The following is a 17898-nucleotide window of genomic DNA, read 5'->3' on the forward strand; positions in this document are numbered from 1 at the left end:
TAACGAGATGTTTGGGGATTTTTATACTACATTATTCCCCAAATATAAAATAGGTGAAAAATTTGAAGTTTCTAGTGGAAGTACACCATCAAGAGATAATAAATTATATTGGGATAGCGGAACGATTAATTGGGTAAAAACAACTGAGGTAATAAATAGAGAAATTACGGAAACTGAGGAAAAAATTACAAAATTTGCTTTAGAAAATACATCTCTTAAACTTTTTCCAGTTAATACAATATTAATTGCTATGTATGGTCAAGGACAAACAAGAGGAAGAAGTGCAATCCTCAAAGTTGAATCTACTAGCAACCAAGCATGTGGGGCTATATTTCCAAATAAAATAGACAATCCAGTTTTTATTTGGCATCAATTAATGCTAAGGTATAGCGAATTACGAGAACTTGGACGAGGAGGAAATCAACCTAATTTAAACGGTCAACTGATTAAAAATTTTGAACTGATTTTCCCCCCACTAGCCCTCCAAAATGAGTTCGCAGACTTTGTAGCCCAAGTCGACAAATCACAATTTGCTTGTGAGATAGCTATAAAAGTGTGGAGAAATAGCTTGAAATTTAGTATAATATAGCTAAACTATTTGTTTAAAGTGAGAAAAAAATGGGAAATTTTAGCTTTCTTTTAAAAAATGACGAATATGAATCTTTTTCAAAACCTTGCATTGAAGCTGAGAATATGATTGCTACATCAACTGTGGCTACTGCCTTTATGGCGCGTCGTGCTTTAGAGCAGGCTGTCCATTGGATATATAGTCACGATTCATATTTAGAAGCTCCCTATCGTGCTACTCTATCTTCTTTAGTATGGGATGATGATTTTAGGGATATCGTAGATTCTGAACTCCACAAGCAGATAGTTCTGTTGATTCGGTGGGGAAACCATGCTGCTCATGGTGGTGAAATTAAGGAACGAGAAGCTATTTTAGCTTTGCATCATTTGTATCAGTTTGTTAATTTTATCGATTATTGTTACAGCAATGAGTTTGTGGAGCGTTATTTTGATGAGAAGTGCTTACCACTTTCAGCAAACATCAAATACCGAGAAACTCCACAATCTATGATAAAGTTACAAGACAGTTTACCAGAACTGCCTGATTTTCATGAACAGATGGCTGCTCAGTCCGTAGAAGTTCAAGAGACTTATACTGAAAAACGTGAGACTGCAGCGCAACGGCAAGATGTGCCTTTCCATATTGATCAATTATCTGAGGCAGAGACAAGAAAGCTCTTTATTGATATCGATCTCCGTCTAGCAGGATGGATATTTGAAGAAAACTGTCGTGTTGAGATAGCTGTTGATGGTCTCAAGCACGGTTCAGGAATTGGTTACTGTGACTATGTACTTTATGGTAAAAATGGGAAAATTTTAGCGATTGTGGAGGCTAAAAAAGCCTCTGTCAATCCAGAAGTAGGGGAAGTACAGGTCAAAGAATATGCTGAAGCTCTGGAGAAATATATCGGCTATCAGCCAATTTGCTTTATTACAAATGGCTTGAAGCACTATATACTTGATGGTCCAAACCGCCGCCAGATTGCAGGCTTTTACTCTCAAGAAGAATTGCAATTAGTGATGGATAGACGTCATCTTCAAAAACCACTTGAGGATATTTCTAGTAAAATTAGGGACGATATTTCCGGGCGTCACTACCAAAAACATGCGATTGCAAGCGTTTGTGAAGCTTTCTCTAATCATCGTAGACAGGCACTTTTGGTTATGGCAACTGGGGCTGGGAAAACTCGTACAGCAGTTTCTCTAGTTGATATCTTATCACGTCATAACTGGGTAAAAAACGTTCTCTTCTTAGCCGATAGAACTTCCTTGGTTAAGCAAGCCTATGATTCGTTTAGGAAATTACTCCCAGATCTTTCCGTTTGTAACTTCTTAGAAGATAAAGAAGGAGCTCAATCAAGTCGCATGGTCTTTTCAACTTATCCGACTATGATTGGAGCGATTAGTGGTCAAGAAGAAGTAAATCAACGTCCTTTCACTGTTGGGCATTTTGACCTTATCATAATTGACGAATCTCACCGTTCTATTTATCAGAAATACAAGTCCATTTTTGATTATTTTGATGCAAGGATTGTAGGCTTAACAGCTACTCCGCGTCAAGATTTAGATAAAAACACCTATGGATTCTTTAATTTGGAGAATGGTGTTCCAACATATGCATATGATTTGGAAGAGGCTGTTAAAGACGGATATTTAGTAGCCTATCATTCTATCGAAACCAAACTGAAACTACCTACGGATGGTCTACATTATGATGATTTGTCCGAAGAAGAAAAGGAACATTTTGATAGCAAATTTGAAGACGATAGCTGTGAAAAAGATATTGATGGGAGTGTGTTTAATTCCTTTATTTTCAATAAAAGTACAGTAGAAATTGTTTTAAATGAACTCATGACAAGAGGAATTCAGACAGCCTCGGGTGATGAAATTGGTAAAACTATTATTTTTGCTAAAAATCATGATCATGCGGAATATATCAGAGGTATTTTTAACAACCGCTATCCTGAAAAAGAGAGCGACTATGCTCAGGTGATTGATTATAGTATTAAGCATTATCAGACCTTGATTGATGATTTTAAAATTAAGGAGAAGTATCCTCAAATTGCGATTTCTGTCGATATGTTAGATACAGGTATTGATGTACCAGAGGTTGTTAATTTAGTCTTCTTCAAGAAAGTACGCTCTAAAACTAAGTTTTGGCAGATGATTGGTCGAGGAACCCGTCTATGTAAAGATTTATTTGGACCTGAGCAGGATAAGGAAAACTTCTTGGTATTTGATTATGGGGACAATTTTGATTATTTTCGTGCAGATCCAAGAGATGGAGAGGGGCGTCACATTGTTTCGTTGAGTCAGCGTTTATTTAATATCAAAGTGGACTTGATTCGAGAACTTCAGGGACTCCAATACCAAGAAGATCAGTTTGCTAGAGCATACCGTCAGGAGCTTGTTTCAGAACTTCAAGGTCGTATAGAGAGCTTAAATGAGTTGGACTTCAGGGTTCGTATGGTTTTAGATACAGTTTATAGCTATAGGAAATTGGAAAGTTGGCAGAATCTAACTGCTGTTACAAGTGAGACCATTCAAAAAAATCTCTCTCCGCTTTTATTTGATGAAGATAAAGAAGATGAGATGGCGAGGAGATTTGATCTGTGCTTGCTTCATATTCAGTTGGGGCAACTGACAGCTAAATCTTCCGCTGTTCATATTTCCCAAGTGATGAAGACGGCTAGAGCTCTTTCTGCTATTGGTAATATTCCGCAGGTTTTTGAGCAGGCTGAAATTATCAGGAAAGTACAGGAGCCTGAATTTTGGAAAGAAGTTAGCTTGTCTGATTTGGAAAAAATTCGTCTTGCTATTCGAGATTTATTACAGTTTTTGGATAAAACAGACCGTAAACCCTACTATGTTAACTTTGAAGATCGTATACTCTCTACTGTTCACGAGACCACAGCATTTTTGCAGGTCAACGATCTTCGATCTTATAATGAAAAAGTTGAGCATTATTTGAAAACTCATCTGGATGAGGAGTCCATTTCTAAGCTATACCATAATAAAAAGTTGACATCTGATGATATGCTTGCACTTGAAAAATTGCTCTGGGAAAAATTAGGTAGTAAAGCAGACTACCAACATCATTATGAAAATAAGGCAATTCCGAGATTGGTGCGTGAGATTATTGGCTTAGATAGAAAGTCTGCTAATCGTATTTTTTCTAAATTTTTGTCGGATGAGAATCTTAATGCTAGGCAGATTTCATTTGTGAAATTGATTGTAGACTACATTGTAGAAAATGGTTGCTTAGAGATGAAAGTGTTAACGCAAGAGCCGTTTAAATCTCATGGATCTGTTCAGCTACTCTTTCAACACCAACTACCAGTACTTCGTAATATTGTTCAAACCATTGAACTTATCAATAATCGAGCTGGAGAAGTGGCTTAAATTCTAAAGTGATTGCCATGCTGAGACTCATTTAAAATTAAAAAGAGTAGAAATTTATGTTATATATGAGAAGTTTTATTAGGAAGAATGTCATCGTTTTCCTAGAATACAGTATCAGTTGTTAAGTGGCTGATAAATTTCAAAGTAGATACTTGTACCACGATGTTTGTTGATCGAGTTATTAACAAAAGAGCTACTTTGATTTTAAAGAAATAGAAAACAAAAAGCCGAGCAAGAATTCAATTGCAGGAGAAAATGAAGGAATACTCAATGAAAATCAAAGATCAAACTAGGAAACTAGTTGCAGGCTGCTCAAAATACTNNCGAAGTCAGTAACCATACCCACGGCAAGGCGATGTTGACGGAGATTGAAGAGATTTTCGAAGAGTATAAATCTTCCTAGGATAAAGCAAAACGCATAGTATCAAGGGTTTTCAACACTTGATACTATGCGTTTTCTGATGTTAAAGACTTTCTACCAGGTTTTTTTAAAGCATAATTGTTAGTTGTAGTCATTTATTATTCTTCAAAGAAAAATGGTGGGGCGAATTTTTTCAGTTCTTCAAAGCACTTTTGAGCAGCATCTGTATCTTCACAGATGATAAGGCAAACATCATCACCACAAAGGGTTGCGATAATATATTGGAAATCAAGAGCATCAATAATTGTCGCGAACGATTGTGCTAGACCAGGAAGAGTTTTGAGTAGGACTTGGTGCTGAATAGGTCGCAACATGATGAGGGCATCTTCCATATAGTTTTCCAAACGTTTTTCCCATTTTGAGATGGAACCATTATTAAGAACATAATAAGCGTTATCTTCTTCGCGGACTTTTGACAGGTTCATATTTTTGATGTCGCGTGAGAGAGTTGCCTGGGTAACTTGAATGTCGTTATCAGCAAGAAGGGCTTGCAACTCAGCCTGTGTATGAATCTTGTTTTTTGCAACAAGAGCGCGTATGAGTTGGTGGCGGTGTTCAGATTTATTCATAATAATTTAACTCCTTTTTTAGTAAGGTATTGTAAGTGTGGACTGAGCGAGGTCGACAGTCAAGTGGTAGTCGGTATTGTCACGGATTGTGATTTCAAAGTCAGTAGTATAGAGGACTAAACGAAGAGTATCTCCTTCTTTTAGCTTATAAATAGTTGGTTGCAGTTCAAATTGCACATCCATCCATTCATCTGCAGTAATATCCTCTACTAACAGTAGATCAGTTCTATTTTGTAAATTAAGGTAGCCTTTTGTCACGACTCGTTGTGCATCTGGCCTAAATGGTAATTCACAGAGATTTTCCAACATGTGGTAGCGTCCATTATCAATGGTTTTAGCACTTAAAATAGCTGGATAAGGTTGTAGGTATTTCTTTTGACCAAGTTCCAGTAGTTGAGCAGATAAGAACCCCTTGTTTGTGCTGGATTTGATACGAAGATTAAGCTGAGCGCGACCGTTCAGGTGGAGATCTTTAGTCACAGGCAGGTCAATAGTAATCTGATTGGCTTTCCCTTGATAGAGTTCCGTATTGAAGGTCTGGTAGGTCTTACCATAACGCTCAAAATCCTTATCTGGGTACTGGTTTTGAATAGCTTGCTCTTCTTGCCCAAGTGAGAAGGTTTCAAAGTTTTCTTGCCCACCGAAGTTATCAAGTGATAGCCAAGTCTGTGGAGCTGTATTGTCCTGCCAGATAAGAGTAGGAAGTTGGAAATCTGTATCTTGTCCCAGTAATTTTTTAGTCAATAAGGCATTCATGGCTTCACGGAAATCAATGGACTGCCAGTTATTCATATAAACATGGGCACCATTATGGAAAAAGAGGTGCTTGTTTATATGATTAGGAAGGGCATGGAACATCTGGTAAACATGAAGTGGTTTGACATTCCAATCCTGTGAACCGTGGGTAAAGACAACCTCTGCTTTTACATTATGGGCATTGAGCAGATAGTTGCGATCATGCCAAAACTGGTTATAGTCGCCGGTCTTGCGATCTAGTTGTTCCTTTACTTTTTCTAAGTCAGCTTGGTGAGCTTCATTGCCACGGATATAGTCGCCAGCCAAGAGATTACGAGAATAGGTTAACTCAGCAAGGGAGTCAAAGTCCTCACCGGGATAACCGCCTGGACTAGTTACCAGACCGTTTTCACGGTAGTAGTTGTACCATGAAGAAATGCCAGCCTCAGCAATGATTACTTCTAAACCATCGACGCCTGTAGTCGCAAGCCCATTGGACATAGTTCCAAGATAGGAAAGTCCAGTTGTGGCAACTTTTCCGTTTGACCAGTCAGCTTTGACTTGACGTTGGCGCGTGTGGTCAGTAAAGGCACGGCAACGGCCATTAAGCCAATCGATGACATTTTTATAAGCCTCGATTTGCTGGTAGTCTCCATTAGTCATGAAACCAGTAGAGTCTTTGGTACCAATACCTGACACATAGAGATTGGCAAAACCTCGTGGAAGGAAATAGTCATTAAGAGTATAGCTAGAGTTGATGTGGCTTAGCTTTTCCTCAGCTTCCGACACAAGCTCAGCTTGGCCTTGGGGTTGGACGAGATTGAGTTGAGGTTCCTCTAGTTCAATCTTATGAGCAGGCTTTACCTCAAGCTCGCCCTCCATCTTGTAGAGAGCCTTATCGCTTGCCTTGTCATTTGTTCCCTGATGATAAGGGCTGGCTGTCATGATGGCAGGGATTTTTCCATCAAAACGAGGACGAATAATGCTGACCTTGACTAAGTCTGGAAGACCTTTTTGGTCAGTATCGACACGAGACTCAACGTAAACGACTTCACGAATGACATCATGGCTGGAAAAAGTTGCTAAACTTTTGCCGTTAAAGTAGTGATAGTCATTATCCTCAGAGATAAGACCGTCGCTTACCAGTTGATGAATCAGGGTATTCCCTTTTTTGGTGCGAGTATTGAGTAACTGATAGAGATTTTCAATCAAGTCATCGTATACAATAGGAAATCCAGTCTCTTTACGAAAAGCTTCACTGTCTTCGAAGTCAACCAAATAAGAAAAGCCTAAAAGTTGAAAAGTAACAGTATAAAAAATATCTGCTGTCAAGTCTTTATCAGATTTGAAAAAAGTTAATATGTTAGTTTCTTTGTCTATAGCCAAGCAGGAGAGTGGATAGTCGGTGTTCTCATAAGTGAAAAAGAAGCGACGTAAAAAAGTTTCCAGTAATTCCTTGGGATTGGCTGTGTTTTGTAAATCAAAGCCACATTTTTTTAGTTCAGATAAGATATTTTCTTTTGGAAAAGTGATATAACTATATTGATTAAAACGCATAGAACCTCCATATAGAATGATAGTTAAGGTTATTATATCAAAAAAAAAGCAGAAAGGGAATTGTTAACTGCAAAAGGAAATAATCCAATAAAAATGAATAAAGTGCTAAATTCAATATAGAGAACAGTGTAATAATAGACGTAATGGGTATAATATAAAAATTCTAGGAGATTTATATTGTATGTTTTCTATTTTATATATAATATAGTATAAATATAAAAAATAATGACAAAAACACAAATGAATAAAAAGTAAATTAGTACGCTGATGAAATTTTTCTCAAGAGAAGCCTTTTATAGGTGAAAATGGTATAATATAGTGAGAAGGATAGAGGAGAAGTGTAAATTGATCGCACAACTAGATACAAAAACAGTCTATAGTTTTATGGAGAGTGTCATTTCAATCACCAAGTATGTGAGAGCAGCTAAAGAATTCGGCTACACTCATCTGGCTATAATGGATATTGATAATCTTTATGGTGCTTTTGACTTTCTAGAGGTTACAAAAAAATATGGCATTCATCCTTTATTAGGGCTTGAAATGACTGTATTTGTGGATGCTCAGGAAGTGAATCTGCGCTTTTTAGCTCTATCTAGTGTGGGCTATCAGCAGTTGATGAAGCTTTCAACAGCCAAGATGCAGGGGGAGAAAACTTGGTCAGTCCTGTCTCAGTACCTAGAGGATATCGCGGTAATTGTGCCTTATTTTGAAGAGCTTGAATCACTAAATCTAGGCTGTGATTACTATATAGGGGTTTATCCGGAAACACTGGTAAGCGAATTTTATCGTCCTATCTTACCCCTCTATCGGGTCAATGTCTTTGAAAGTAGGGATAGAGAAGTTCTGCAAGTCTTAACAGCAATTAAAGAAAACCTACCGCTCAGAGAAGTTCCCTTGCGTTCACGACAAGATGTCTTTATATCAGCAAATTCTTTAGAGAAATTATTCCTAGAACGATTTCCGCAAGCCTTGGAAAACTTAGAAAAGCTTATTTCAGGTATTTCTTACGATTTGGATACTAGTTTGAAACTGCCTCGTTTTAACCCAGCTAGACCAGCAGTAGAAGAGTTGAGAGAACGTGCTGAGCTTGGGCTTGCCCAGAAGGGATTGTCTAGTAAAGAATATCAAGATCGACTAGACCAAGAATTGGCTGTTATTCATGATATGGGTTTTGATGATTATTTCTTGGTTGTCTGGGATTTGCTGCGTTTTGGACGCTTGAATGGTTATTATATGGGCATGGGACGGGGTTCCGCAGTTGGTAGCTTGGTTTCCTATGCCTTGGACATTACAGGAATTGACCCAGTAGAGAAAAATCTGATTTTTGAACGTTTCCTCAATCGTGAACGCTATACCATGCCTGATATTGATATTGATATTCCTGATATTTATCGTCCAGATTTTATCAGGTATGTTGGCAATAAATACGGTAGTAAACATGCGGCGCAAATCGTTACTTTTTCTACCTTTGGCGCCAAGCAGGCCTTGCGAGATGTTTTGAAACGCTATGGTGTGCCCGAGTATGAATTATCTGCAATTACCAAGAAAATCAGTTTTCGGGACAATCTTAAGTCGGCCTATGAGGGCAATCTCCAGTTTCGTCAGCAAATCAATAGTAAGTTAGAATACCAAAAAGCCTTTGACATTGCCTGCAAGATTGAGGGCTATCCAAGACAAACCTCTGTCCATGCAGCTGGTGTTGTAATCAGTGACCAAGATTTGACCAACTACATTCCTCTAAAGCATGGTGATGAAATTCCACTGACTCAGTATGATGCTCATGGAGTTGAAGCTAGTGGGCTTTTGAAAATGGACTTTCTGGGACTACGAAATTTGACCTTTGTCCAGAAAATGCAAGAATTGCTTGCTGAAACAGAAGATATTCATCTGAAAATAGAAGAAATAGATTTGGAAGACAACGAAACGTTAGCTTTATTTGCCTCTGGAAATACAAAAGGTATCTTTCAATTTGAGCAACCGGGTGCCATTCGCTTGCTCAAGCGTGTCCAACCAGTTTGTTTTGAAGATGTCGTAGCAACTACTTCCCTAAATCGACCAGGTGCTAGTGACTACATCAATAATTTTGTGGCAAGAAAGCATGGGCAGGAAGAAGTGACTGTTCTGGATCCAGTACTGGAGGATATTTTGGCTCCAACCTATGGTATCATGCTCTATCAGGAGCAGGTTATGCAGGTTGCTCAGCGATTTGCTGGATTTAGTCTTGGGAAAGCCGATATTTTGCGTCGGGCTATGGGGAAAAAGGATGCCTCTGCCATGCATGAGATGAGGGCTTCCTTTATTCAAGGTTCATTAGAAGCTGGTCATACTGTGGAAAAGGCAGAGCAGGTCTTTGATGTCATGGAGAAGTTTGCAGGTTATGGTTTTAACCGATCTCATGCCTATGCATACTCAGCCTTGGCTTTCCAGTTGGCTTATTTCAAAACGCATTATCCAGCCATTTTTTATCAGGTCATGTTGAATTCTGCCAACAGTGATTACTTAACAGATGCCTTAGAAGCAGGCTTTGAAGTGGCGCCTCTGTCCATCAACACCATTCCCTATCACGATAAAATTGCCAACAAGTCCATCTATCTAGGATTGAAATCGATTAAGGGAGTCAGCAAGGATTTGGCACTTTGGATTCTTGAAAACAGACCCTATTCTAACATTGAAGATTTTATAGCTAAATTACCTGAGAATTATCTGAAACTTCCTCTGCTAGAACCTTTGGTAAAAGTTGGTCTTTTCGATTTATTTGAAAGAAATCGTCAAAAAGTATTCAATAATTTAGTTAATCTATTTGAATTTGTGAAAGAGTTAGGAAGTTTGTTTGGAGATACTATTTATAGTTGGCAGGAATCGGAAGATTGGACAGAGCAAGAAAAATTCTATATGGAACAAGAGCTTTTAGGGATAGGTGTTAGCAAACATCCCCTACAAACTATCGCAAGTAAAGCTATTTACCCGATTACCCCAATCGGAAATTTATCAGAAAATAGCTACGCTATTATTTTGGTTGAAGTTCAGAAAATAAAAGTAATTCGTACCAAAAAGGGTGAAAATATGGCTTTCTTACAGGTAGATGACAGTAAGAAAAAATTGGATGTCACTCTCTTTTCAGACTTATATCGTCAAGTTGGGCAGGAAATAAAAGAGGGAGCCTTCTACTATATAAAAGGAAAAATCCAGTCACGTGATGGCCGTCTGCAAATGATTGCACAAGAAATAAGAGAAGCAGTTGCTGAACGCTTTTGGATACAGGTGAAGAATCATGATTCGGATCAAGAAATTTCACGTATTTTAGACCAATATAAAGGCCAAATCCCAGTCATCATCAGGTATGAAGAGGAACAGAAAACAATCGTTTCTCCCCATCATTTTGTAGCTAAATCCAATGAATTAGAAGCGAAGTTGAATGAAATCGTTATGAAAACGATTTATCGCTAAAAATACGGAAAATAGAAGAATTTTAAAATCAAATGTGGTATAATCAATAAGAATGTTAAAAGAAAAAGGAGCATAACCAATATGAAACGTATTGCTGTTTTGACTAGTGGTGGAGACGCCCCTGGTATGAACGCTGCTATCCGTGCAGTTGTTCGTCAAGCAATTTCAGAAGGAATGGAAGTGTTTGGTATCTATGACGGATATGCTGGTATGGTTGCCGGTGAAATTCATCCCTTAAATGCGGCTTCAGTAGGAAACATCATTTCTCGTGGTGGTACTTTCCTTCACTCAGCTCGTTACCCAGAGTTCGCTCAACTTGAAGGGCAACTTAAAGGGATTGAGCAATTGAAAAAACACGGCATTGAAGGTGTAGTTGTTATCGGTGGTGACGGATCTTACCACGGTGCTATGCGTTTGACTGAGCATGGTTTCCCAGCTATCGGTCTTCCAGGTACAATTGATAACGATATCGTTGGTACTGACTTCACAATCGGTTTTGACACAGCGGTTACGACTGCTATGGACGCTATCGATAAGATTCGTGATACATCATTAAGTCACCGTCGTACTTTTGTCATCGAAGTTATGGGGCGTAACGCTGGTGATATCGCTCTTTGGGCTGGTATCGCAACTGGTGCTGATGAAATTATCATCCCTGAAGAAGACTTCAAAATTGAAGATATCGTAGCAAGTATCAAAGCTGGCTATGAATGTGGTAAAAGACACAATATCATCGTTTTGGCAGAGGGTGTTATGTCAGCAGATGAATTTGCTCAAAAACTGAAAGAAGCAGGAGATACGACCGATCTTCGTGTGACAGAACTTGGACATATTCAACGTGGTGGTTCTCCAACTGCGCGTGACCGTGTATTGGCGTCACGTATGGGTGCCCATGCCGTTAAACTTCTTAAAAAAGGTATCGGTGGTGTTGCGGTAGGTATTCGTAACGAAAAAATGGTTGAAAACCCAATTCTTGGTACTGCAGAAGAAGGAGCATTGTTTAGTTTGGCAGCAGACGGTAAGATTATTGTAAATAATCCACACAAAGCTGATCTTGACCTGTCACAATTGAACAATTGCTTGTCATAATTCATAATTTAGTTAATAAGACCAAAAGGTCATATATATAAAGGAGTCACAAAAAATCATGAACAAACGTGTAAAAATCGTTGCAACTTTGGGTCCTGCGGTAGAAATCCGTGGTGGTAAAAAATTCGGTGATGACGGATACTGGGGTGAAAAACTTGATGTTGAAGCTTCAGCTAAAAACATTGCTAAATTGATTGAAGCTGGTGCTAACACATTCCGTTTCAACTTCTCACACGGTGACCACCAAGAACAAGGTGAGCGTATGGCAACTGTTAAACTTGCTGAAAAACTTGCAGGTAAAAAAGTTGGTTTCCTTCTTGATACAAAAGGACCAGAAATCCGTACAGAATTGTTCGAAGGTGAAGCTAAAGAATATTCATACAAAACTGGTGAAAAAATCCGTGTTGCAACTAAACAAGGAATCAAATCAACTCGTGAAGTGATTGCATTGAACGTTGCTGGTGCTCTTGATATTTATGATGATGTTGAAGTTGGTCGTCAAGTTTTGGTTGACGATGGTAAACTTGGTCTTCGTGTTGTTGCTAAAGATGACGCAACTCGTGAGTTTGAAGTTGAAGTTGAAAATGATGGCGTAATTGCTAAACAAAAAGGTGTGAACATCCCTAACACTAAAATTCCTTTCCCAGCTCTTGCTGAACGCGATAACGACGATATCCGTTTCGGTCTTGAACAAGGTATCAACTTCATCGCGATTTCATTCGTACGTACTGCAAAAGATGTGAACGAAGTTCGTGCAATCTGTGAAGAAACTGGAAACGGACATGTTCAATTGTTCGCTAAAATCGAAAACCAACAAGGTATCGATAACTTGGATGAAATCATCGAAGCAGCTGATGGTATCATGATCGCTCGTGGTGACATGGGTATCGAAGTACCATTCGAAATGGTTCCAGTTTACCAAAAAATGATTATCAAGAAAGTCAATGCTGCAGGTAAAGTTGTTATCACTGCAACAAACATGCTTGAAACAATGACTGAAAAACCACGTGCAACTCGTTCAGAAGTATCAGACGTATTTAATGCTGTTATCGACGGTACTGACGCTACAATGCTATCAGGCGAGTCTGCAAACGGTAAATACCCACTCGAGTCAGTAACTACAATGGCTACAATCGACAAGAATGCTCAAACTCTTCTTAATGAATACGGACGTTTGGATTCAGATTCATTCGAACGTAACTCTAAGACAGAAGTAATGGCTTCAGCTGTTAAAGATGCGACTAACTCAATGGACATTAAATTGGTTGTAACTCTTACTAAGACAGGTCACACTGCACGTTTGATTTCTAAATACCGTCCAAATGCTGACATCTTAGCATTGACATTTGACGAATTGACAGAACGTGGTTTGATGTTGAACTGGGGTGTTATCCCAATGTTAACAGATGCTCCATCTTCAACTGACGATATGTTCGAAATTGCTGAACGTAAAGCAGTTGAAGCAGGTCTTGTAGAATCTGGTGACGATATTGTTATCGTTGCTGGTGTACCAGTAGGAGAAGCTGTTCGCACAAACACAATGCGTATCCGCACAGTACGTTAAGAAAAATATAAAAACCTATCATATCCAGCTTTAGAGCTTGTGTGATAGGCTTTTTTGTATAGAGGGTAAGAAAGAGGCAAAACTTTCATAATCGATTGAAGTAAGATATGCACAAATTGATTAGGAAAGTCAAATGAATTTCTATAAATGTTTTAGCAATCGCAATCTACTTGTCTAGATTCGATCTGATATATTTTCGATTTAATGATATGGTATTTAAAACCTCCAAAGCAGCTTGCTCCATTCTTTTACTTACGTGAGTGTAGATGTTATTTATTGTTTTAGCGTCTTTGTGTTTCACTCTAACCATTATAGCATTCTTCTCAGCTAGTGTACTAAGGAGTGTATGCCTGAAAATATGGGAACTAAGGGGCTGATTTATCGGTTTCGCTAGTTTAGTATTTGCATTTTGCAAAGTGATCTTAAATCCCTTTCTCTAAATTGACATATCACTAGTGTTTAACAAAATCTAATCTGCTTTAGCTCACTTATTCTTTTTTTGAAATGTAGAATGAACTTTTTCGAATCTTTTAAAATCTGTTTGTTTTATATCGCCATTCTCCCCCTTTTTAATTCTCCCTATACAGCCTGACAACTTTCCCGATGGTACGAATATGGGTGCTTTCGTCTAGGTGGATGTCGGGGTATTCGGGATTGAGTTTTTTGAGGTAGCCTTGGCGGAGTTTCTTGACATAGTTAGCACCGTCTACTTGGAAGATGCCGATGGTATTATAGTCAATCTGTGGGGGATTCTTGATAAATAGGTAGTCGCCGTTTCTTATATTTGGCTCCATGGACTTGCTGACGACATAAGCGATTGCGTCGTAGTCGTCTGGGATTTCATCCTCATAGAATGGGAACTCCATATCTAAATCGTCGTCCTGCATCGAGCGGCTACCTGCAGAGATAAACTACCTAACACGATAGTAAGTAGTCTGTCTATAGTCGTCCAGTCTGATGATTTTTACGATACTTCGTTTTTCTGCTCATACAGTTGCCTCTCGGCATAGGTCAGGACTTTACCTTGTCTGGGTGGTGCCAGTTGATCGTAGATAGATTGGATATCGCTAGGAGAATCCTTTTGAACTGGAGGAAAGAGGGCATCAATCAAGCTACTGAATACTTTAGCTAAGTCAAATATAGTATTTTTCTTAGTAGACCTAACCTTTTTTCATAATCTCCAATGGCGTTTTTATTTATACCTATCTTAGTACCCAATTATTATTGAGTCCAACTATTTACTAGTCTATATTGTTTTATTTTTAGCCTGTAACAATCGCCATCTCTTCTTTATCCACGAATAAAACCGCTTTCTGTTTTTATAAGTAAACCATCACACGAAATCCAAGAAAATGAAAACTTTGTTGTGTTTTCATAAAAAATTTGTTGACAGAGCACGAAACGCCTACTATAATTAAATCAAGTTTAAGGAAATAACAAAAAAACAAATCAGAGAGAAAGACGATGAACATATTAAATGAGAAAGTAATCAATATCTGTAAAGCAGTAGTTAAAGAAACTTTAATCCAAGACATTTAGGAGAAAAAGATGAAGAAATCAAGAAAATTAGCTACACTAGGAATCTGTTCAATCTTGTTTTTAGGCTTGGCTGCTTGTCAACAAGATGCTACAATTTCGAATGGGACGAGTCAAAGGCAAAGTAGTTCAACGAAAGTGCCATGGAAAGCTTCATACACCAACCTAAACAATCAGGTAAGTACAGAAGAGGTCAAATCTCTCTTATCAGCCCATTTGGATCCAAAAAGTGTTGATACCTTTTTTAATCTCGTTAATGATTACAATACCATTGTCGGATCAACTGGCTTATCAGGAGATTTCACTTCCTTTACTCACACCGAATACGATGTTGAAAAAATCAGTCATCTCTGGAATCAAAAGAAGGGTGATTTTGTTGGAACCAACTGCCGTATTAACAGTTATGCCCTTTTGAAAAATTCAGTCACCATTCCAAAGCTTGAAAAGAATGACCAGTTGCTTTTCCTAGATAATGATGCGATTGATAAAGGAAAGGTCTTGGATTCCAAAGATAAGGAAGAGTTTGATATTCTATTTTCGAGAGTTCCAACTGAGGCAACTACAGATGTCAAGGTTCACGTTGAAAAGATGGAAACATTCTTCTCACAATTTCAATTCAACGACAAAGCTCGAATGCTGTCTGTAGTTTTGCACGATAATCTGGATGGCGAGTATCTGTTTATTGGACACGTTGGCGTCTTAGTACCTGCTGATGACGGTTTCTTATTTGTAGAGAAATTGACTTTCGAAGAGCCCTACCAAGCGATTAAATTTGCCAGCAAGGAAGATTGTTACAAGTATTTAGGCACCAAGTATGCGGACTATACAGGCGAGGGACTGGCTAAGCCTTTTATCATGGATAATAATAAGTGGGTTAAACTTTAATGGTGGTATGATATGACAGTAATCCTAGGACTTTTATTTCTATTTTTGATGAGTTGGTGGGTTATTTCAATCGTTAATAGCCAGAAACCACGAAAAAATGAAACATTTATTGGCTATATCCAAAGATACGATATTGATGGGAATGGCTGTCAATCAGAACTATGGGAAGTGACTGAGGAGGAAGATAAGATGTTTTGTAAAATATCTCTAACAATCATTGCTTTTTAGAACCTTAAAATTTAATGTCATTAACACAAAATAAATTGAATGTTATTCTAAATTTAATAAACTATAAATAAAATATTTTGAAAGGAAATTATATGTACAATTCATTTTCAGATGTTCCAACAGTAAAAGATGAATTTAAGATTGACGAATATATTATTGGATTATCAAATTTTATTTCAGGATGTGAGACTCCTTTAACACTGGCTATTCAAGGTGATTGGGGAACTGGAAAAACTAGTATTATGTATCAGGTCGAGGAAAAACTTAAAGAAAATTCTTTCAATAATTCAAAAGGAAAAATTAAAACAATCTTTTTTAATACTTGGCAATATTCACAATTTGATATGGATAAGAATTTAGCAGTCACGTTAATCACAGATTTAATTGATGAATTAGAAGTAACTGATGTAAATAAAATAGAAAACTTAAAAAAATCTTTGGCAGTTATTACAAAAAGTATGGAATATCTTAAACTAGATTTTGGTCTCTTAAATATTGAAAAAATTAATAATCAACTTCTAAAATTTATAAGCAATGAAGAGAAATCTAATAACCTAAAAAATCTAAAACAAAATCTACAAAATATGATTGATGAGTCTGTCAAAGAAAATAATTATGAAAAGATAGTAATTTTCATAGATGACCTTGACAGATTATTCCCTCAAAAAGCGATTGAATTCCTAGAAATTTTAAAACTTTTCTTAGATTGTAGAAATTGTGTCTTTGTTTTAGCTATTGATTATAATGTTGTTTTAAGAGGAACAAAAAGTAAGTATGGTGATGATTTGGACAATGAAAAAGGAAAAGCTTTTTTTGAGAAAATAATTCAAGTACCTTTTACTGTACCGGTAGCAAATTATCATATGGAGAACTTTGTTAATGTATCTTTGAAAAAAATTAATTTTTCTTTTGATAATGATGTTACAAAGAATATAACTCAATTAATTAGAGATTCAATAGGAAATAATCCTCGCAGTATTAACAGATTATTCAATTCTGTTAGTCTCTTGATGCATATTATAAATCCAAATAATGAGTTAGACAATGATGATAAATTACTAATCATATCTACAGTATGTTTTCAATTACGCTTTAATGAAGCTTATGACTATTTATTAACTTCATATAACAATAGTCCAGAAGATTCGGAAGAAACAAAATATTTTCTTATTGATTTACTTGAAAATTCATTTGAAATACCTGATGATGCTGATTATAATTCTCTTGTATTTCGTTATGGTATCTTTAGTTTTAAAAACCAAAAGGAATTAGAATCTTTCAGAAAATTTTTTAATACTTTGAAATTATTACTTAGATATAATGTTGATAAATTAGAAGTTGAAGAGTTCGAGAATTTGATGAAAAAAATGAGTTCTTCAAGTACAATTTCAACTGGAAACTTAGATATAGATAAAACATCAACTCAAAATCATTCACCGAATGAAGATGTTCAGTTCGTTATTCGTAAATTATTTAATACACTGGTTAATACTAATCATTTCGACCTTTCAAAACCAGAGTATTTTGGAAAAGAGAATAAGGAAGAACGCGAAATGTCAATTTCATTAGATTTTATAAAAATAGCTAATGAATATAATGTTGTTAGATTAACACAAGGGAAAGGACAAGGCTTAAATATCTATTCCCGAAATAATAAATCAAATTCTATTTATATATCGGGTGATACTTATGGAAATATAAATAATGATGGTATACAAATTTATGTTGATAAGAAACTAGTAGGAAAGATAAATAGAAATACTTATAAACATTTTAACGCTAAAATGTTACGAGAGAATCCTCAAAAGTATGACGAATTTGAAAAAACTTTTATAAATGATTTTTTTAAGCTCTTGGAAAATGTAAAAAATTATATTTAACTTTTTAGTGAATTTTAC

General features: G+C 36.9%; 11 protein-coding genes. 8 read left to right on the forward strand and 3 right to left on the reverse strand.

Annotated elements, in window-relative coordinates; genetic code table 11:
• A partial coding sequence (locus tag HT696_RS10585) for a restriction endonuclease subunit S (protein WP_173282995.1) occupies positions 1–589 on the forward strand: 589 nt, incomplete at its 5' end.
• Between the two features lie 29 nt (positions 590–618).
• Entirely contained in the window at positions 619–3969 is a 3351-nt protein-coding gene (locus HT696_RS00010) for a DEAD/DEAH box helicase family protein (RefSeq protein ID WP_173253392.1), read from the forward strand.
• 519 nt (positions 3970–4488) lie between these two features.
• Here HT696_RS00010 and HT696_RS00015 read toward each other — a convergent pair.
• A complete protein-coding gene (locus tag HT696_RS00015) occupies positions 4489–4959 on the reverse strand; it encodes an arginine repressor (protein WP_173253394.1) in 471 nt (156 codons plus the stop codon).
• Positions 4960–4977: 18 nt separating this feature from the next.
• The gene (locus HT696_RS00020) at positions 4978–7251 is read right to left on the reverse strand and encodes a Xaa-Pro dipeptidyl-peptidase (protein WP_173253395.1); all 2274 of its coding nucleotides are present in this window, start codon (positions 7249–7251) and stop codon (positions 4978–4980) included.
• Positions 7252–7596: 345 nt separating this feature from the next.
• Here HT696_RS00020 and HT696_RS00025 point away from each other — a divergent pair, with 345 nt between their 5' ends.
• The 3 genes from HT696_RS00025 to pyk all read left to right on the forward strand — a co-directional run bounded on the left by HT696_RS00025 (position 7597) and on the right by pyk (position 13351).
• Positions 7597–10698: a DNA polymerase III subunit alpha gene (locus HT696_RS00025; protein ID WP_173253396.1), complete on the forward strand. Its 3102-nt coding sequence runs from the start codon at positions 7597–7599 to the stop codon at positions 10696–10698.
• An 81-nt stretch (positions 10699–10779) separates the two neighbouring features.
• The gene (pfkA, locus tag HT696_RS00030) at positions 10780–11787 is read left to right on the forward strand and encodes a 6-phosphofructokinase (RefSeq protein ID WP_000820871.1); all 1008 of its coding nucleotides are present in this window, start codon (positions 10780–10782) and stop codon (positions 11785–11787) included.
• Between the two features lie 58 nt (positions 11788–11845).
• Positions 11846–13351, forward strand: coding sequence for a pyruvate kinase (gene pyk, locus HT696_RS00035; protein ID WP_050224194.1), 1506 nt, complete (start codon positions 11846–11848; stop codon positions 13349–13351).
• A 569-nt stretch (positions 13352–13920) separates the two neighbouring features.
• On the opposite strand, the gene HT696_RS10590 is transcribed toward pyk, so the two are convergent.
• Complete coding sequence (locus HT696_RS10590) at positions 13921–14238, reverse strand: S24 family peptidase (protein ID WP_240150229.1); 318 nt, start codon at positions 14236–14238, stop codon at positions 13921–13923.
• Positions 14239–14899: 661 nt separating this feature from the next.
• On the opposite strand from HT696_RS10590, the gene HT696_RS00045 reads away from it, so the two are divergent.
• From HT696_RS00045 to HT696_RS00055, 3 genes are all read left to right on the forward strand, one after another.
• Positions 14900–15772 carry a DUF4300 family protein gene (locus HT696_RS00045; protein ID WP_173262363.1) on the forward strand — a complete coding sequence of 291 codons (873 nt, stop codon included), beginning with the start codon at positions 14900–14902 and terminating at the stop codon, positions 15770–15772.
• A gap of 12 nt (positions 15773–15784) precedes the next feature.
• On the forward strand, positions 15785–16000 hold the full coding sequence (locus HT696_RS00050) for a hypothetical protein (protein WP_173262360.1): 216 nt from the start codon (positions 15785–15787) through the stop codon (positions 15998–16000).
• 92 nt (positions 16001–16092) lie between these two features.
• Positions 16093–17880, forward strand: coding sequence for a P-loop NTPase fold protein (locus HT696_RS00055; protein ID WP_050252937.1), 1788 nt, complete (start codon positions 16093–16095; stop codon positions 17878–17880).
• The last annotated feature ends 18 nt before the right edge of the window (positions 17881–17898 follow it).

Source organism: Streptococcus sp. 9903 (assembly GCF_013276625.1).
Classification (GTDB): Bacteria; Bacillota; Bacilli; order Lactobacillales; family Streptococcaceae; genus Streptococcus.